The 18,508-nt window shown below is 71.6% G+C and carries 11 protein-coding genes; 7 read left to right on the forward strand and 4 right to left on the reverse strand.

Annotated features, from left to right (window positions below; translation table 11 throughout):
• Window positions 1-19 precede the first annotated feature (19 nt).
• Both NH602_RS02090 and drmD read right to left on the reverse strand, forming a co-directional pair.
• Window positions 20-4,066, reverse strand: coding sequence for an Eco57I restriction-modification methylase domain-containing protein (locus NH602_RS02090; RefSeq protein WP_253066840.1), 4,047 nt, complete (start codon window positions 4,064-4,066; stop codon window positions 20-22).
• Window positions 4,063-7,206: a DISARM system SNF2-like helicase DrmD gene (drmD, locus tag NH602_RS02095; RefSeq protein ID WP_253066859.1), complete on the reverse strand. Its 3,144-nt coding sequence runs from the start codon at window positions 7,204-7,206 to the stop codon at window positions 4,063-4,065. The genes NH602_RS02090 and drmD overlap by 4 nt, the downstream gene beginning before the upstream one ends.
• A gap of 314 nt (window positions 7,207-7,520) precedes the next feature.
• Here drmD and NH602_RS31745 point away from each other — a divergent pair, with 314 nt between their 5' ends.
• Genes NH602_RS31745 through NH602_RS02115 form a run of 4 tightly spaced genes read left to right on the forward strand, consistent with a single transcriptional unit; the run spans window position 7,521 to window position 11,086 of the window.
• Window positions 7,521-7,679: a hypothetical protein gene (locus NH602_RS31745; protein WP_253066841.1), complete on the forward strand. Its 159-nt coding sequence runs from the start codon at window positions 7,521-7,523 to the stop codon at window positions 7,677-7,679.
• Complete coding sequence (locus NH602_RS02105; RefSeq protein WP_253066842.1) at window positions 7,676-8,374, forward strand: DUF6218 family protein; 699 nt, start codon at window positions 7,676-7,678, stop codon at window positions 8,372-8,374. Before NH602_RS31745 ends, NH602_RS02105 begins: the two co-directional genes overlap by 4 nt.
• Window positions 8,371-8,916, forward strand: a complete 546-nt coding sequence (locus NH602_RS02110) for an exonuclease domain-containing protein (protein WP_253066843.1) — start codon at window positions 8,371-8,373, stop codon at window positions 8,914-8,916. The genes NH602_RS02105 and NH602_RS02110 overlap by 4 nt, the downstream gene beginning before the upstream one ends.
• A gap of 55 nt (window positions 8,917-8,971) precedes the next feature.
• Window positions 8,972-11,086 (forward strand): UvrD-helicase domain-containing protein, encoded by a 2,115-nt coding sequence (locus NH602_RS02115; protein WP_253066844.1) that lies wholly within the window; start codon window positions 8,972-8,974, stop codon window positions 11,084-11,086.
• On the opposite strand, the gene NH602_RS02120 is transcribed toward NH602_RS02115, so the two are convergent.
• Entirely contained in the window at window positions 11,073-13,355 is a 2,283-nt protein-coding gene (locus NH602_RS02120; RefSeq protein ID WP_253066845.1) for a DUF262 domain-containing protein, read from the reverse strand. The two genes, NH602_RS02115 and NH602_RS02120, sit on opposite strands and share 14 nt — an antisense overlap.
• A gap of 271 nt (window positions 13,356-13,626) precedes the next feature.
• Between NH602_RS02120 and NH602_RS02125 the strand changes: the two genes are divergently transcribed.
• From NH602_RS02125 to NH602_RS02135, 3 genes are read left to right on the forward strand one after another with little or no spacing between them, the layout of a single operon-like run.
• The gene (locus NH602_RS02125; RefSeq protein ID WP_253066846.1) at window positions 13,627-15,546 is read left to right on the forward strand and encodes a hypothetical protein; all 1,920 of its coding nucleotides are present in this window, start codon (window positions 13,627-13,629) and stop codon (window positions 15,544-15,546) included.
• The gene (locus NH602_RS02130; protein ID WP_253066847.1) at window positions 15,543-16,478 is read left to right on the forward strand and encodes a hypothetical protein; all 936 of its coding nucleotides are present in this window, start codon (window positions 15,543-15,545) and stop codon (window positions 16,476-16,478) included. Before NH602_RS02125 ends, NH602_RS02130 begins: the two co-directional genes overlap by 4 nt.
• A 1-nt stretch (window position 16,479) precedes the next feature.
• Window positions 16,480-17,295, forward strand: coding sequence for a DUF6339 family protein (locus NH602_RS02135; RefSeq protein WP_253066848.1), 816 nt, complete (start codon window positions 16,480-16,482; stop codon window positions 17,293-17,295).
• A gap of 42 nt (window positions 17,296-17,337) precedes the next feature.
• On the opposite strand, the gene NH602_RS02140 is transcribed toward NH602_RS02135, so the two are convergent.
• Entirely contained in the window at window positions 17,338-18,483 is a 1,146-nt protein-coding gene (locus NH602_RS02140) for a DNA cytosine methyltransferase (protein ID WP_253066849.1), read from the reverse strand.
• Between the last annotated feature and the right edge of the window lie 25 nt (window positions 18,484-18,508).

Here is an 18,508-nt window from a genome sequence, read left to right on the forward strand (position 1 = left end):
GCCACCTCTCGTGCTCGGGTCACTCGTCGTCCTCAGGACGGGGGCGGCGCTTCTTCCCCTCGTGCAGGCCGCGGGCGACCTCGTCGGCGTAGCGCTCGTGGTTCAGCTCCAGGAGGCGGTCGAGCACCTCGCGCTGCGCGGTCGGGCCGATCGTGTACCGCAGGTCCCGGCCGGCGGGGTGGAAGCCGTGTTCGGGGTCGATGTCGCCCCACCCGTAGGCGGCCAGGACCGCCAGGTCGATGTCGCGGTGGATGCGGCGGAGCTCGACGAGGTCGGCGTCGTTCTCCTCGGGGTCGAACACGAGGTTGTAGGTCTTGGTCAGTCCGGTGCGGCGGGACTGCATGACCGAGCGACGGTGGGTGTCGAGTTCGTCGCCCAGCTCGCGCATGCGGGTGGTCGGCTCGGGACGGGGGAAGGTCTCGAACACGTCGGACGGGGTGTAGCGGAGATCGGCCTTCATCGACGAGGCGCGGGCGACCGTCCACCAGTAGTGCGGGGCGCTCGACAGCAGCGCCAGCGTGTCGGTGGCGTCGGTGGCGAAGACGCCAAGCATGTGGGAAAAAACTTGCCCGGTCGGGACCAGGGCGGGCATCACGGTCTTGCTGACCAGTGTGAGCGCGATGGCCTGCTTCAGCCCGGCGATCGCGTCGTACAGCTCCGGGGCAGGTCGCGTAAAGCGCCACCAGATCTCGCGACGGCGACGATCGTTGTTCCTCTCGCGCTCCGGCTTCACCAGCTCCCGGACCTGCCGGTAGGGCTCCGGGTACTGCCGCGCGCGCCCCTCCGACCAGTCGTGGAAGTTGATCACCCAGCGGCTCGCGGCACAGTCCGGATCGGAGTTGAGGTCCTGCCCGTTCAGGTAGGGGAACAACACATCGGCGTTGCGCGGGGCGGCATCGATCAGCTCCCGGGCCCGCTCCGGCTCCATCGTGAACCCGAGCCCGAGGATGTTCGATCCTTGGAAGGCCAGCCCGGTGTTGGCCACCAGCCGGTGCGGGTTGCCGACGACCCGTGCCTGCGCCTCCAGCGACGCGGTCACCCCGGACACGGGCAGCCCGTCGGCGTACCGGGAGACGGCAGCGTCCACGACGGCCCGACTGGTCCAGACCGCCGCGTACTCCAGGACCGCGCTCCTGGACGGCCACGGCTCGCTCTTCACCGCCCGCCGGATCGTCGTGCCCTCGGCGACCAGCCGGTCCAGCCCGACCTCGCGCGTGTCGCCCTGGGCGAGCGTGTTCGTGGCAAGCAGCCCGGTCTGCCCGTTCGGGGTCAACAACCGGTGCGCTTGCAGCACGAAGTAGGCGACCAGGTCGGCGCTCCCCCGCGTCCCGCCGCCGAGCCCGCTCACCAGCAGCTCGCGGTAGGCCGTCCCGAGCGAACCGGTGAGCTTCTGGCCACCGAGGAAGGGAGGATTCCCGATGACGGCGTCGAAGCCGCCCCGCTCGACCACCTCGGGGAACACCAGCGGCCAGTGCAGCGGCGACCGAGCGAACGCATCGGCCGGACGCCCGGTGTCCAGCCACTCCCGCGCCCGCTCCCGGGCCGTCATCTCCCCCTCCCCCGCGGCGACCTTGTCGGCGAGGATCTCGGCGTCGCTGACCAGCGACTCGCGCTCGGAGTTCCTCAGCCCCTTCCGGCTCGCCGCCAGCGCCGCACCGACGACGAGGTCGGCGAACAACCTCTGCTGGCTGGTCTGCAGTTCGGCGTCGGCGAGCAGTGCACGCTTCGTCTCCAGTGCATCGAGGGCGTCCTCGGCACCACCGTCGACCGCGACGTCCCGCAACCGGCGCCGGATCTCGGCCGCCTCCGACACCACCGACCGGGCGCCCGTGGAGAAGTCGAGAGTTCCCTCGCGCTTCTTCCGTGCCGCTACCGGATCGAGGTGCAGGTATTCCAACTGCTCGGTGCTCGTGATCCCGAGCAACGAGTCCCCCGCGACCAGCCGGTCGTCCAGAAAGGTGAACGGCCGGCGCGGGTCCAGCGAGACCAGCCACAGCGACAGCTTGGCCATCTCCACGGCCATGGGGTTGATGTCCACCCCGTAGAGGCAGTGCTCGATGACCTCCCGCCGCGCCCGCACGGTCAGCTCGTCGTCCTCAGAGTCGGGAGCACGGTGCTCGTCGACGGCGGGCGCGGCGGCCCTGCCCTCGCGCACCCACGCATCGACCAAGGCCGCCCCGAGGTAGCGGGCGGCGGCCACGAGGAACGCCGCCGATCCCATCGCGATGTCGGCGACCGACAGCTCCAGCAGCTCGGCCGACGACCTCGGGACCCATCTGGTGCTGTCCTCGGTCTGCAGCGGCCCGTTCTCGTGATGGTAGAGCAGCGGGTGCAGGGCGTGCCGCACGACCTCCTCGGCGAGCTTGCGCGGGGTGTAGTGCGTGCCGGTGCTGCCCCGCAGCGACGACTCCGTGACGTAGAGGGCCCCGGGGAGGATGACCACGGGGAGGTCCCGGAGGTCCTCGCGCACCAGCCCGTGGAAGGGCAGCAGCCGCTCCACCAGCGCGGCATCGCCCTCGGTGACGGCCAGCAGCTTGCGGCGGCGCTCCTCCTGTCCGGCCGCGTCGGGCTCGGTGAGCCGGCGCTCGATCGCCCTCGCCGACCCGATACCGGTCCCCTTGTACTGCTCGGCGATCGCCGCGGCCAGCAGGGGTCGACCGCGATGGCGCCGGGCGAGGTCCTCCAGCGCCGACAGCGGGACCTCGGCCTCGGTGCCGACCTTCCCGACCAGCCCGAGCACGACGTCGCCCGCCCGCAACCCCTCGAAGGACAGCAGACCCTCGTAGACGTAGCCGATCTGCTCGACGTCGAGCTGGCGGAAGGACAGCGTGCGACGCTCCCGGTTGCGGCCGGTACCGACCTCCACGTGCTGCACCGCGCGCAACATGTGCAGCACGGTGCGGTCGTCGACCCCGAGCGGCATCCACGGGTAGGTCTCCGGGTCGAACAGCGACCCGTCGTGGGCGTGCAGGTGCAGCCGCGGGTGGTCGACCCCGCCGTGGACGGCGGTGAACAGGGCGAGCAGCCGGTGCCAGGCGGCGGTCGAGTTCTCCAGCTCGTCCTCGGAGCCCTCCTGCGCGCGCCGCTCCAGCTCCGCGCACAGCCGCCCCGCCGAGTAGACGCTCGCGTACAGATCGTTGTCCGACGGCAGCAGCCCGCGTTCCTCGGCGTAGAGCAGGAAGACGACCCGCATCATCACCGACACCGCACCGCGGTAGACCTCGTGCGCGTCGACGCCGGCCAGGCCCGGTCCGCCCGCGGCGCGCTCGGCGACGTCCGCCCGCCCGATCTGCGCGACGAGCAGCTCCACGGCCCGACGGACCTGGACACCGAGCGCCTCGGTGATCTCCTCCTGGCTGCTCTCCGACTCCCGGAGCAGCGCGGGCAGCCGTTCGTCGACCGGCACACCGAAGAACCGGGTCCGGCCCAGGATCGACGTCCACGCGCGGACCACGCCGCGTTCGGCGGCCTCCGGCCAGGCGATCGCGTCGAACACCGCCGTCGTGGTGACACCGCCGCGCGGCGCCCACACGAGAACCCACCAGCGCCCGTCGGTGACCAGCCCCAGCTCGACGTCCACGGCCCGGCAGAGCTGGGCCGTCCGGTCGACCGGCGTCGCGGCCCACGACGAGTCGGGGATCCGCGATGTCGGCGTCGACCCGTCGGACAGCACGGTGACCAGCAGCTCCGGGCGCTCCGGGGCGCTGTCGGGGGCGACCAGCGCGTGGGTCGGAGTGACGACGGTGTCGTGTTCGGGGACCTCCCAGCGCAGGACCGGGGCGACGTCGTCGGACAGCTCGGCACCCCAGCCGAGCAGCTCGGTGAGCACCCAGCGGACCCACGCCTCCCGACCGCCGGTCGGGTCGTCCCGCCATGCACTGTGCTCGCGGCGCAGCGCCTCCCGCTGGGCCGGCTCCAGCGCCTCCAGCGCGGGCCACACCCGACGCAGGACGGGCAGCGACAGGAACGGTCCGTCGACCTCGACGAGGGCGAGCCAGTCACGGTGCTGGGCCACGGCGTCGACCGGCGGGGCGCCGGTGCGGCGGCGGGTCGTCGTGCGGGTCATCGGACGGCCTCCCGGGTCGGGACCACGAGGACGACCGCGACCGGGAACCGGTGCGGTGTGGGGTCGGCGTAGCGGGCCTCGATCGCCGCGAGCTCGCGGTCGCGCTCGGCGTCGAGGCCGGCGAGCCGTTCCGCCCACTGCCTGCGGTCGCGGCGGTACTGGGCGAGCTCCTCGGCGGTCCGGCTCGCCTCGGCCTGACTGAACAGGGCGTTCTCGGCCTCGGCCCCGGGTTCGTCGAGTGCGGTGCGCAGCACGTGGGCGAAGCGGTCGAGCCCCTCGGTCGTGCGGTCGACCTCCTCCCGGCGTCGCTCGGCCAGGACGCGGTCGAGCGAGGCCTGGCGGGTGTCGGCGCGCCAGTCGATCGCGCTCACGAGACCGTCGCGGACCTGCGGCCACCGCTGCGCGAGCCGCTCACGGACGTGCGGCGCGGCCGGGGTGCCGGACCCCAGTGCGCGGGAGACCGCGGCGCCGAGCCCGCCGAGGTTCTCCCACCGGCGGAACCGGCCCTGTCCGGGGATCCACCCGCCGGCGTGCAGCACCTCCTCGTGCAGGCGCACGCCATCGGCGCCGACCAGCACGAACCGGGTGTAGGCGACGGCGAGCACGTCCTCCAGGCTGGGATCGTCCGACACGACGGCGGTGACCCGGTTCAGCCCGATGTCGGGGTTGGACACCGCGGTACGCAAGAGCCGGGTGGACATCGCGACGAGCGGGTGGTTGAGGTGGGCCAGGACGACGTCGTCGCGCCCGGCTGCCACCGCGGCGTCGAAGGTGACCGGCAACCGACGGGGCTCCCGGTCACCGGTGTCGAGCTTCTCGACCAGTCCGGCCGCCGCACGCTCCCACGAACCGGTGAGGGTGGGGACCTCGAACAGCCCGTCGCGGAACTCGCGTTCGTCGACGACCTCGCGCAACGGCTGCTGCCGGGCCAGCTGCAGGGCGGTGTCGACCACGCGGCGAACCGAGGACGGGGTGATGCCCAGGTCCTCGACGGTGCGGTCGAGCGTCTCCCGCAGCCGACGGACCTGCCGGGGGACGTCGGTGTCCACGGGCAGGTCGGGGCCCGGGCCGCCGTCGACCCCGTCGACGTCGAAGTCGGCGATCTCGCCCAGCATGCGGCGCTGGACCGCGTCGGCGAGCACCGCGTTCACCGAGCCGAGGTCCGCCTGCATGGTGGAGATCTTCTTCGCGACCCGGGACAGGAACTCCAGGTCGGCGGCGTAGGAGTCGACAGCGGTCCGCCACCCGGTCCCGACGAAGTGCCGGATGTCCGGCGGGTGCTCCTGGCCGTAGCGATCGACACGGCCGATGCGCTGCTCGAGCCGGTTCGGGTTGAAGGGGATGTCGTAGTTGACCAGCCGGTGGCAGTGGTTCTGCAGGTCGATGCCCTCGCTGGCGGCGTCGGTGGCCAGCAGGATGCGGACCGGGTGCTCGGTGGGGTCGGCCTGGAAGGCGAGCCGGAGCTGCTCGCGCTCGTCGGCGTCGACCCCGCCGTGGAGCTGGGCGAGCTGTGGGGCGTCGATGCCCTGGTCGCGCAGCAGCCCGGCCAGCCAGCGCTGGGTGTCGCGGTACTCGGTGAACACCACCACGCGCTCGTTGGTCCAGAGCTCGCCGTCCGGCCGGCAGACGGCGGTGAGGTAGCGGAGGAGTTCGCCGGCCTTGGCGTCGGGCTGGGCCTCATGAGCCAGGGCCCACCGCTCCATCCGACGCAGCAGCTCGATCTCCCGGTCGACGCCGGACACGGGGTCGGCAGGGGTGTCGGTCTGCAGCGGGATCGCCCGCCCGACGGCGTCGTCCTCGGCTTCGCCGAGCTCCTCGTCGCCGTAGGTCTCGGTCTCGTCGAAGAAGTCGTCGAGCCACTCGGGGACGTCGTCGCGGTCGTCGATCTGCTGCGCGGCCGTCGGGCGCCCCGCGCGGCGGTTCAGCGTCTCCAGGTAGACGCCGACGGTGTGGGCGAAGGCGGCCGGGCTGGAGAACAGCCGCTTCTTCAGCAGCAGCGTGATGAGGTCCGCCGCCCGCCGGCCGCGACGGCGGGCGGTGCGGGCCCGCCGGAGCTGCGCGAACTCGGCGAGCAGGGCGTGGACCTCCTGCTCGTCGGCCGGGTACTCGACCGGGATGGGGCTGGTGTGCCGGGCGACGAAACGCGATGTGCCGTCGGCGTTCACGATGTCGCGCTTGAGCCTCCGTACGACGGTGCGCCGGACCGCCTCACGGTCCGGTTCGACGCCACGGGCGAACCGCTGGTCGTCGAGGATCTCCAGCAGCGCCGTGAACGAGGACTGGTGCCCGTTGTGCGGCGTCGCCGACAGGAACAGCCGGTTCGTGAAGTGCGGGGCGATGCGTCGGACGAGCTTGGTCTGCTGGGAGTCGACCGCGTAGACCTGCTGCGGTGACGCCGGAGCGGCGTGATGGGCCTCGTCGAGGATCAGCAGGTCGAACACGCGCTCGCGGTCGGGCCCGGCGGCGGGCAGGACCTCGTCGAGCAGCCGCTGCGCCTTCGGTCCGCGCAACCACGGCAGACTCACGATCGTCAACGGGTACACCCGGAACGGGTTGGCCCCGCTGCCCAGCTCGCGGCGCACGCGGGCGCACCGCTCCGAATCGACGACCGCGAAGTCGAGGCCGAACTTCTCGGCCATCTCGTCGCGCCACTTCACGGTCAGGCCGGCCGGACAGACGATCATGATCCGGCGTGCGCGGTTGCGCAGCAGCAGCTCCTGCGCGACCAGGCCGGCCTCGATGGTCTTGCCCAACCCGACGTCGTCGGCCAACAGCAGGTTCACACGAGGGGCGCGGACGGCGCGGGAGACCGGCTCGAGCTGGTAATCCTCGATCGCGACCCCGGACCGGAACGGGGCCTGCAGGGTCGAGACGTCGGCGGACGCCACCGCGGACCAGCGCACCGCGTCGAGGAACGCCGCCAGCCGCTCGGGTGGATCGAAGCCATCGGCTGTGACGTCGGGCAACGAGCCACCGGGCATCACCCGACGACCCGGCTCCAGCCCCCAGATGACGTCCAGGGTCCGGCCGTACTCCCCGTCCTCGACGCTCTGCAACGTCAACAGGGTGCTGCCGGGCGCCGGATCGACGGCTCCGACGACCCATCGGCGCCCTCTGACCTGGACCAACGACCCGACCACGGGGGACCCGGCGTCGGTTCGACCGGCCTGGACGGCAGTCAACGGCGATCTCCTCTCGCATGGACCTGCGTCACAGTAATGGATCGCAAAGGCGACGCGTCGAGTCGTCGTACGGCTTGTGTAATGGATTCACAGTTTGCCCTACTGGATACACGCGAATACAAGCCAGCACCTCCGTGGAGTGACCGATCGTGAACCCCTTGTACGACGCCGCGTCCGACTCGAACCTCCCGTCGCGGGCCCGCCCCCGAGTCGACGTCGGCACGGCGCAGGCGCCCGTCGGGCGTGGCCCCACCGTGTCCACCGGTCCGGCGGTGACGCGCCCGTCCGCCGGCACGGCGTTCCCGGACCGCATCCCCGACGACGCCGCGGACGGTGCGCCGCGACCCGTCGTGCCGACGGGGCCGCACCCGACCACGGTCGAACGGCGCGGCCCGCTGTTCTCCCGCGCTGCCGCTGTGGCCCTGCGGTGAGCGGCTCCTCGGCTTTCATCGGCACCGCGATCATGGGCGCCGGTGACGACCGCGGCGTCCCCTCGCTGGCGCTCTGGCAGACAGACCGGCGAGGGCGCCCGGGGGGCGCCTGGATGGTGCCGACCGCGGAGGCGTTCACCGATCCCGCGACGGCCCGTTCGGTGCTGGAGCGGCTGCACGGGCGTCCGATCACCGGTACGTCGGTACCGCTGGTGCGCACCCTGGTGGGCCGCCTCGGCCCGGTCGCCGGGCACGACCTCTCCGTCGAGGACGTGCGACGCAGGACGTTCTCCGTGCTCGACGCCGTCGAGGACACCGTTGCCCGCCGAGCACTCGTCGAGACCGCTGTCGACCGGGTGCGATCCGTGCGCCCGTCGGTCACCCCGGTCGAGTGGCGGCGCGGGGCGTCCCTGATCGCACCGCCACGCACTCTCGACGAGCTGCGGCAGATCGTCGGGATCGCGGTCTCCGGGGCATCCGACGTCGCGACCGAGCTGCTCGGCGTCGCGCACTGCCTGCGCTGGGTGGTCGATCTCTGGGACGAGATCGCCGCTGCCGTCCGACGCCGCACCTACCTCGTCGGTGAGGTCGGCCCCGTCGGCGACCTGCCGGCCCGTTGGTCGGCGGCGCACCGTGCTGCCGCGGGCGCACGACCGACTCCCCCCACCAGCAACCGTGAGAGGACCGTCCCGTGAGCATCGACTTCGTCGCCCTCGACGTCGAGACCGCCAACCGTCATCGGGGATCGGTGTGTTCCGTGGGCGCGGTCAGAGTCCGTGACGGCCGCGTGATCGAGCGGTTCGCCACCCTCGTCCGTCCGCCCGTGCCCGGCTTCGAGCCGATGAACGTGCGGATCCACGGCATACGCGAGCCCGACGTCGTCGACGCGCCGACCTGGCCCGCCGTGCACCGCACGCTCGTCGACCTCGTCCGCGACGACGTCGTGGTCGCCCACAACGCCTCGTTCGAGACGTCGGCACTGCGACAGGCGTGCGTCGCGAGCGGTATCCCGGCCGCCCCGTTCGGCGTGCTGTGCACACGTCGACTCGCGAAGGCGCACCTCGTCCTCGGCGACTACCGGTTGACGAGCGTGACCACCCACCTCGGCCTGGGTCCGTTCACCCACCACGACGCGTTGCAGGACGCGACGGCCGCGGCACGGATCGTCCTCGCACTCGCCGGCATCGCCGGTGTCGACACGACCGCGGAACTCGTGTCGACACCGGCACGCCCGTAGCGTGACGTCGCGACCGCCCCGGTCCACGTCCACCACAGAATGGAGCGGCACCCTCGTGCCCACTCTGGCTGTCGGGGTCGACTTCCTCAGCGAGTTCGGCCGTCTGCAGAAGCCCGTCCAGAAGCTCACCCGCGACGCACTGGGGAAGTTCGCCGAGCACACCCACGCCGGCCTGCACCTCGAGAAGATCTCCGGGTCCCGGGATGCGCGGGTACGGACGATCCGGATCGACCAGGGGTGGCGCGGCATCGTCCTCGCCCCGGAGAAGGGTGACCGGTTCGTCCTGCTCCACGTGATGCCACACGACAAGGCCAACAGCTGGGCGAAGACCCACACCGTCTCCGTCAACGAGGTGTCGGGGGTGGTCGAGGTCCGCGACGTCGAACGACTCGCGGAGATCGCCGACGCCGAGGCCGTGTCCGACACCGCGGACGGCGGGGAGCAGCGTCTGTTCGCCGAGGTGTCCGACGCCGATCTCACACGGTTCGGGATCGACGCCCAGATCCTGGCCGTCGCGCGGACCATCCGGGACGACGAGGGCCTGGACGCGGTCGCACCGATCATGCCGGAGAACCAGGCCGACGTGCTCCGAGCACTCGCTGCCGGCTTCTCCGTCGAGCAGGTGTGGTCCGACGTCGTCGCGCCACGGCTGGCCGAGGGACCGGTCGACACCGACGACCTCGACGCCGCCGTCGAGCGCACCCTCGGACGCATCGCCCTCGTCGACGGCCCCGACGACCTGTTGGCGTTGTTCGACAAGCCGCTGGCGATGTGGCGGGTGTTCCTGCACCCGTCGCAGCATGAACTGGCCTATCGGCCCACCTTCTGGGGCAGTGCGCAGGTCACCGGCGGACCCGGTACGGGCAAGACGGTGGTCGCGCTGCACCGCGTCAAGCACCTCGCCGAGACGCGTGACCTCCCGCCGAAGTCCGTCCTGCTCACCACCTACACCCGCGGCCTCGCCGACGCCCTGGAGCGCGACGTCGCCCGTCTGCTCGACGAGCCGCAGCGCGCGGCGGTGCAGGTGCTCAACATCGACCGGTGGGCCTCGGCCGTGGTCCGCGAGCAGCGCGGTGCGGTCCGGATCGCCACCGAGGACGAACTGCGCGATCGGATGACCCACGCGGCGCAGGCCGTGGGCCTCGATCTCGGTGCCTCGTTCCTGCTCGAGGAGTGGCGGCACGTGGTCCTCGCGCACGCCGTGACCGACGTCGACGGCTATCTCTCGGCTCCGCGCCGCGGGCGGGGGCGCGGGCTCACCCGCAACCAGAAACACCGTGTCTGGGAGGCGGTCCACCGGTTCGCAGACGGGCTGCGCACGGACGGGCTGTGGACCCACCTGACCGTCGCCGACGAGGCCGCGAGGCTGGTCGCGGCCCGCCCGGAGCGCCCGTTCCGCCATGTCGTCGTGGACGAGGTGCAGGACCTCCACCCCACACAATGGCGACTCCTGCGGGCCGCGGTGGCGACAGGTCCCGACGACCTGTTCCTCACCGGTGACCCGCACCAGCGCATCTACGGCAATCATGTGAGCCTCCGCCAGATGGGCATCTCGGTCGGTGGCCGGTCGACCCGCCTGAAGGTCAACTACCGCACCACGGCCGAGATCCTGCGCTGGTCCATGGCCGTCATGAGCGACGTCGCCGTCGCCGACCTCGACGAGGGGATGGACTCCCTCTCCGGCTACCGGTCGGCACTGCACGGCGCGGAACCCGAGATCCTCGGTGCGCGTACCCCGGACGACGAGGCGGAGGAGCTCGCACTCGCCGTCGAGCAGTGGCGCATCGACGGTGTCTCCCCCGGCGACGTCGCCGTCGTGTGCCGCACCAGGCGCCTCGCCGAGAAGCTCGCCGCGCGGCTGCGGGCGCACGGGGTGACGACGGCGGGAATGCACGAGACCGACGTACCGGCGGAGGCCGTACGGATCGGGACGATGCACGGCATGAAGGGGCTGGAGTTCCGTTGCGTGGCCGTCGCCGACGCCGGCGCGGCCCACCTCCCGCTGCCCGTGGCGGTCACCGACGCCGCGGAGGATCCCGTGCGGCACGCGCTGGACGTGCAGCAGGAGCGCTGTCTGCTCTTCGTCGCCTGCACCCGAGCGCGGGAGCGGCTGCGGGTGTCCTGGTCGGGCACCCGCAGCCCGCTCCTTCCCGAGGTCAGCGCGCCGTAGCTCCCGTGCCGTACTCGTCGAGCCGCAATCGGGCGATCCGCACCTCGTCGTCGTCGAAGAGACGGCTGAAGCGCGGATCGGCGACCAGCGCCTCGGCGGTGAGGTCGAGGCGTCCGAGCTGCCACAGCTTGACGAACCCGTCGCTGACCGCGGGGGCCCGTAGGAGCCTGCGGGTCGCGCCCATCGCCCCGTGCTGGTTGACCATCACCCGGAACCAGCGGGGGTTGTAGCGGAGCTCCTCACGACAGGTGTCGATGCTCGCGAGGACGGCCCGGTCGAAGTCGGCGTCGACCTCCTCCGCGACCGCGTCGGGGTCCACCGCGCGCAGGCCGGCGCCGGAGGTCGTCTCGGCCCCGGCGTCACCCGAGACGACCTCGGACCGCCGCTGCACGTAGCCGCGCAGGGCGTCGACCGACGTGAACACCTCGCAGCCCAGCTCCGCGAGCCGGGGCAGGTCCGCCTCGTCGGGGTCGAGCTCGAGCACGACCGGCGCGCCCTGCCCCGGCTGCAGACCGTCGGCCCAGAAGGCCTCGGCCACCGCGAGCGGTCGCCCCGTCTCCGGGTCCGGGATCTCGGTGTCGAGCGCGGGGCGGGCGAAGCCCATCTCGACGAGTTCGTCGAGCAGGGACCGGACCTGCGCGGCGCGGGCATCGGTCTCGTCCGGCTCGTCGGTGACGACGATCTGCTCCAGGCGCCCCGCCCACGGGCGGGTACCGGCGTGCAACGCGTCGAGGAACTCGTTCGCCGACCGTGCCAGCAGTTCGCGACGCGCTGCCAGGAACTCCGGGAACGCGTCGATGCTCCACAGCGACGGGTCCTCCGGGATCCACTGGGAGCGGAGGACCTCCGGATCGAGCTCGGCGAGGTACTGCGCCGGGTCACGGCCGCTGAGCCGGGTACCCGACGCCGGGGTGACGAACGCGAAGTTCGCGATCGCGTTCACCTCCGAGCGTCCCAGCCCGGCCCGGGACAGCCAGGTCTTGGGGAAGATCTCGTGCACACCCACCGGGGACGAGGTGCGGCCGAGCTCGGTGCCGGAGACCAGGTCACGTGCCCCGTTGACCCGAGCCAGCAGGTACAGCAAGGGATAGGAGCGCGATCCGCGGCCCACCCCCTCGAAGTCCTGTGCGTCGATCGCCAGGTTGCCCTTGCGGGACCGGGCCAGGGCGGCGATCACACCGTCGATACCCGACTTGTCGACGGTCTCCAGGTCCTTGGCGAGGAACGTCTCGGTGGACCCGGCGAAGCGGCCGCGCAGCGCAGCCTGCAGGTACCAGTAGAGCGCACGGTCCGCCTCGGCCCCGTCGGCGAACCGACCACCTCTGTTGGAGAGGTGCCGGGCCAGGACGGGCACCGCGTAGCGACCCATCAGGACCCGGTCATGGTCGAGGCCGAGCCGCCCGACGGCAAGGTCGGAGAGGAAGTGGTCGATGGCCGGGAGGGTGACGTTGAGGGAGTGCTCGAAATCCGCGGAGGACACGTCCTCCAACGCGGAGAACGGCGCCCGCCCCGTCGCGACGGCGTTGACGGTGCGCAGGAGCCAGTCGGCCGTGAAGTGGAACCCGCCTGCCGCCCAGCGGTCGAGATTGCGACGCATCGTCGGGCGGGCTTCGCCCCACTCCGAGCAGATCCGCGCCAGCGCGAGGTCGCCCTTGGACAGCTTGGTACCGCCGGAGTTCACGCGGTTGAAGATGTCGACCACGACGTCCACGGTCTTGTCCGCGCCGGTGATGGCCTCGACGTGGAAGTCCTTCTCCAGCACGTTGCGGAGCTGCTGGATCCGCTCCGCATAGGTCGGGAAGTCCTCGGCCGTGTCGGGGTGCGCTGCCAGCGCCTTGTAGGTCGCGCGCGTCCCGTCCACGAACAGCTCCGTGACGTCGATCCAGAACGGGTCGTCCTTCATCTTGACCGGGGCGTGGAACTGGAATGCCTCGGTCAGCACGTTGAACCGGAGCTCCTCGAAGACCGAGGGGTCCCCCTCGAAGAAGACCGGCGCCCGCCCGCGCACGATGCCGTACAGGGTAGTGACCCGTTGTTGACCGTCGAGCAGCAGCGATTTCTGGCCGGTGGCGCCTGCGGCCGCCCCCCGGATCGCCTGGTCGGTGCTCTCGGTCTCCCAGACGAGCAGCGCCCCGACCGGATACCCACGGTAGAGCGAGCGCATGAGACCTCGGACCTGATCGCGGTTCCAGACGTAGCCACGCTGGAACTCGGGCAGGAGCATCGTTCCCGCGTCGATCTGGTCCAGGATGGTCGTCAGTTTTGCCATCCGGCGTGCTGCCTTCCCCTCGTGCCGCGACCGGTCGGACGGGAGCCGCCGCTGCGGTCGCCGCTACCTCCGGTCGATCGGGTCACGCTAACGCCCGCACTCACCGCGCGCGATCACCTCCCCACTCCACGCCACGGAACAGTCGGGCCGCCCGGACACGATCCGGTGACGATCGGACTGTCCCGTTACAGCGGCGGCGCTCCCGCGATAGACGGTGGGTGGGCCGTCCGACACAGGGGGTGGCCTGACGCAAACCGACGAGGGAACGTGCATGACCGCTACGTGGTGCTGGGAACGTCGCAGCCGCAACTACGGGAACTTCGGCAATGCGAACCAGTGGACCGTCAACGCCGGTCTGTCCTCGCTGGCCAGGGAGAGCACCCAGAACTCCGCTGACGCGCGCATCGACACGCCGGCCGAACTGGTCTTCACCTTCATCCGGCTCGACGGCAGTCGGCGGCGAGACTTCGAGAACGCCGTGGGCTGGGACGTGCTGGGGACCCACCTCCGCTCGATGGGCGGCGAGTCGTCGGGTGCGGTCACCGCGGGACAGATCCGGGCCGGGCTCGAGGCCGTCGAGGAACAGGACTCGCTCGTCCTGCTGCGAGTCGCCGACTACGGCTGTCGCGGGCTCACCGGGCCGGAGTTCCCCGAGGACGGCGTCCCGTCGTCGGAGTACGGCAACTTCATCAAGCTCTGCCGCCTCGACCTGTTCAGCGGGAAGGACGAGGCCTCCGGCGGATCCTTCGGTCTCGGAAAGGCCGTCTACTGGCGCTTCTCCCGACTGCAGACGGTCCTCTTCAACTCCGTCCTCTCCGAGGACGACGCCGTGGCCGGGCTACGCCGGAACAGGCTGTTCGGAGTGAACCAGGGGGTCGTGCACACGACCGACGGGGTCGGCTACCAGGGCCGCGGCTACTTCGGCGATCCGGTCGACGACGACGGCGTGGCCTCGATCTGGGGGGACGAGCGACTGGCGCACAAGCTGTACCTCGACCGTCGCGATCCCCGCCCCGGTACGTCCGCCCTGCTCCTGGGCTTCTACGACCCGGACCGTCCCGACCTGGGCGGCGGCGAACTCGCGGACCTGGCGAGGGAGCTGCGCGAGGGCATCGAGGAGAACTTCTGGCCGCTCCTGGCCCGAGGAGGGATGCGGGTCCGCATCGAGATCGAGGACGGACCGCACCGCGAGGAGATCCACGTCGACCCCGAGGAGACCTACACCGAACTCGTCCGGGCCCTGCGGCGGTTCGACGAGGGCGACATCGACGAGGTGCTCGACGAGCCCTATTCCGTCGTCGTCCGGGACGTGCCGATCGACATCTCACGGCGGCGGACCGGTACCCGCCACAACCGCTTCACCCACACCGCCAAGCTGGTCGTGACGGCCTCGGACAAGCAGCGGGACTCCCTGGAGAACAAGGTCTGCCTCTTCCGCAGGCCGGAGATGGTGGTGCAGACCATCGACAGGGCCTTCGAGTCGCAGACCTACCACGCCTTCCTGGTGGCCGGGGCGGCGATCGACCCGGACTCGCCGGCCACGGAGGACATCCATGCGGACGACTTCCTGCGGTTCTCCGAGCCCCCCGCACACGACCGGTGGATCCCCGGACCGCGGGGCAAGCAGGCCTCGCAGGCCAACCTCACCGCTCACTACGTCGCCCCGTGGGTCCCCAACCTGCGGAAGATCGAACGCGCGGTGCTGGACGAGCTGCTGCTGCTGTTCGGCGCCCCACCGCCACCCGCCGGAAAGGCCCCGGAATCGGTGATGAGACACCTGCGGTTCCTGCGCGGAGACCCCGGAGGGAAGGGCGGCGGGGTGTCGGCACCGCGCAAACCCGACACCCAGCTGGTCGAGTGGACCGTCGTGGACGGATGCTGGGACGTCCACTTCGAGGTGAAGGCCCGCAACCGCGCCGAGGGGTGGTCCATGCGTCCGCGTCTCGCGCTCGCCGGCTTCGACGGCGGACTCGACACGGTGGACTGGGCCTCCCTGGACGTCGTCGACGGCGGGGGCGAGATCGTCGACGGCGAGCTCCGCCTCGCCGGAAAGGACCGGGGACGGTTCGTCAAGGTCGTCCTGCGCGGCCGCTCCACCGCGGAGCTCCCCATTCCCGCGGAGGAGTCCGGTGTCGACGTCGTGCTGCGCGGCACCGGTCCGCTCGTCGACGGCGAGGAGGGCACGCGATGACCGTCCGCTTCCCGTGGCCGACCCTGAAGGACGACCTCCAGCTCATGATCGACGAGGTGCTCGTCGACGGCGTCCCGGTCGACCCCTCGCTCGTCGACGGCGAACGTCAGAGGGTGGCGCTCGACGACACGTCGGCGTGGCGTGAGCTGCGGATGGCGGTCTCGATCGATCCCGAGGCGCTCTCGTCCGTCGCGGGGGCTGCCGCCCACGCGGTCGTCGAGTGCACTCCCACCAACGTACGGATCCCGTTCCCGCTCGACACCGTCACCGGAGCAGGGCAGATCACGCTCGACCGCGACGAGATCGCCGAGCGCTTCTCGGTACGGGTCGAGGCCGTCGCCACCGTCGAAGGCAGGCTGCGCCACGTCGGTGCCGGGCCCGACTGGACCGCGGTGATCGACCGCGCCGCCGCGCCGGTACCGCCCGGCATGCCGCCGTTCGAGACCGTGTGGATCGACTTCCGGGACCCCGCCGCCCCCCTCGGCGCCCGGAGCATGCCGGAGTCCCCCGCCTACATGGATCTGCAGGGTGATCCGCGGCTGCTCCTCAACGCCGCCGTCGACGGGTTCCAGCATCTCTTGCACGCCAACACCGCCCAGCTCGAGCGCCGACGGCTGCGGGACCTGCTCGGGGCCGACGTCGCGCGGTACGCGGTCACCTGCCTGTTCCGGGCCGCGGCCGTCGAGGTGTCGGTGGACGACGGCGTCGTCCAGCCCCCGGAGCGCCCCGTCTACCGCCAGGTCTGCCAGGCCGTCGCCGACCGGATGCCCGGAATCGGGGACGTGGAGGAGCTCTACGAGAAGCTGCACGCCGCCCGGGACTCCGCGCTCGTGGCTCAGGAGATCTGGGGTGCCGTGGATCTCGCGATCGCCGCACTCAGCGGTCGCGACGACGCACTGGTCACCGCGTGCCGTGAGGTGAAGCATGCATGAGTTGCAACGATTCGTTCGTCGTCTGAGCCCGGACGAGCGGGTGCAGATGATCGCCGACCCGAGCCTGGTCGAATCCGCCTCGGAGGTGGTGACGGGCGACGGCGGCCGACCGGTCCCCCTCGACCGGTTCGACGAGCTCCTCGCCGAGACGATCGGGCGGTCCGAGAGGTCGCAGTGGCCGAAGGAGTCGGCCAGCGACGCCTGGTTGGCCCCGCACCTGCACAATCTGCTCCGGCTGACCCGGGCCCAGGCGTCCGATCGAGCCACCTGGGAATGGCTTGCGGTGCGGGCGGCGCCCTACGTCCGGTGGCGTTGGCAGGACAAGGGCGGGGTCGTGGCCGAGGACCGTTGGCGTGGTCCGGTCCACAAGCAGGCCCTTGCCCGCCTGTGGTGGGGAGCCGAGATCTTCCGGGACGGTGACGACTACCGACCGGTGCAGCAGGCATTCCGCAACCAGGACCTGCCCAACAGCCTGTTGCACCGTCCCATCGTCCGGTGCAGGCCGCTCGCCCTCGGCCTCGTGCAGTCCCTCCTGTCCGACGACGAGCCTCCGACCTCCCGGCGGATCAACGATCTCGCACGGGCGGTGAATCTGGCGACGGCCGGGAGCCCGCCCGAGGCCGAGACGGGCTTCTACCGAGACGACCTGGGCGGCTACCGCCGGTGGGTGGCGGACGGCGCGCCACCGGTCGAGGACTGGGACGCGGGCGTTCCGGGGCCGTCGGTCCCGGCGTTGCCGGAGCGGAGTCGAACAGCTGGTCTGGCCATCGCCGATCGCGGTCGGCAGTACGCCGAACGGGCACGATCGGCGCGGTGACGACGGGTCGTGTCGCGACGGATCCCGTCGCGACACGACCGGTCACCCGATCGGCTGCGGATCCTTCTCGGATCCGACGGCATCGAGATCCGTCAACAGCGATGCGTCCTCCTCCTCGGGATCCTCCCGGGTCGGACCCCATGAGCGGGCCACGAACTCGTCGTAACGCTCGGGCGCCGTCCCGAGGCCGAGGACGGCATCGAGGACATGAGCGGCCAGCCGGGGTGGGATGGCATTGCCGATCTGCTGGTCGATGTCGCTCCCCCGCCACGGGAAGTCCGCCGGGAAGGTCTGCAGCAGGCCGGCCTCGGCATGGCTGAAGCGTTCCGCCGGGCTGCCGTCGTACGGGAGAACCTGATTGCGACCGACCTTTCCGGTCACCGTCGCTGCCGGTTCGTACCACTCACGGGTGCCCCGGTCCTGGGGGTTGCCGCCGGTTCCGTAGTTGGACCGGACCCGGAAGTCCCGCCGTCCCAGTGCGTCTCCCATGGACGTCCACGGTGCGAAGTGCAGGTCGCCCTCATCACGTGGGACGCCGCGGCGATAGGTCTGATGGGTCGGAGCGGGAAGCCGGACCCGGTCGACATCCGATCGAAGCCGGGCCACGAGGATGGCTCGGCGACGGGTCTGCGGGACCCCGAACTGCTCGGACCGCAGTACCCCCACCGCGGTCACGTAGCCCTCGGTCCCGAGCAGCTCGGCCATGGTCTCCCACAGGGGCAGCACAGCGGGCACCTGCTCGAGAACGACCGCCCGGAAAGCCCTGCCTCCGTCCTTCGCCCGCAGTATCCACCGAAGGGGTTCGAGGACGAGACGTGTGCGTTCGTCGTGGAGGGCGGCGAGGGTGTCCGGGGACAGGACGCGTTCGCGGACCAGCCGATGAGCGAGCTCGCGTACCTCGTCGAGTGCCCGCCGCCCCGATCCTCCGCCCGCGACGGTGAACGTCTGGCAGGGCGGGCCGCCGCACAGCACGTTCGCATCGGGGAAGGCGTGCGGCCCGTAGCCGCGCACGTCGCCGAACTCCGAGACCAGACCGGCCGCCCGCCGGGTCCGGTGGGCGTTGGGGTCCCACTCGATCCCGATGGCGGGGACGTCGAGCCATCGCGCCGCGACGTCCAGTCCCCCGGGGCCGGCGAACAGATCGACGATCCTCGGGTCGGCGACGGGAGCGAGCGTTCCGGGCGGCACCAGATGAGGTTACCGCCGGCCTCCG

This window comes from Pseudonocardia sp. McavD-2-B (genome assembly GCF_024124365.1).
In the GTDB taxonomy this organism is placed as follows: Bacteria; Actinomycetota; Actinomycetes; order Mycobacteriales; family Pseudonocardiaceae; genus Pseudonocardia; species Pseudonocardia alni.

Excerpts from the sequence above, each read along its gene's own strand:
- NH602_RS02090 (WP_253066840.1), bottom strand. The coding sequence starts at position 4,066 with ATGACCCGCACGACGACCCGCCGCCGCACCGGCGCCCCGCCGGTCGAC.
- NH602_RS02120 (WP_253066845.1), bottom strand. The coding sequence starts at position 13,355 with ATGGCAAAACTGACGACCATCCTGGACCAGATCGACGCGGGAACGATG.
- NH602_RS02125 (WP_253066846.1), top strand. The coding sequence starts at position 13,627 with ATGACCGCTACGTGGTGCTGGGAACGTCGCAGCCGCAACTACGGGAAC.
- NH602_RS02130 (WP_253066847.1), top strand. The coding sequence starts at position 15,543 with ATGACCGTCCGCTTCCCGTGGCCGACCCTGAAGGACGACCTCCAGCTC.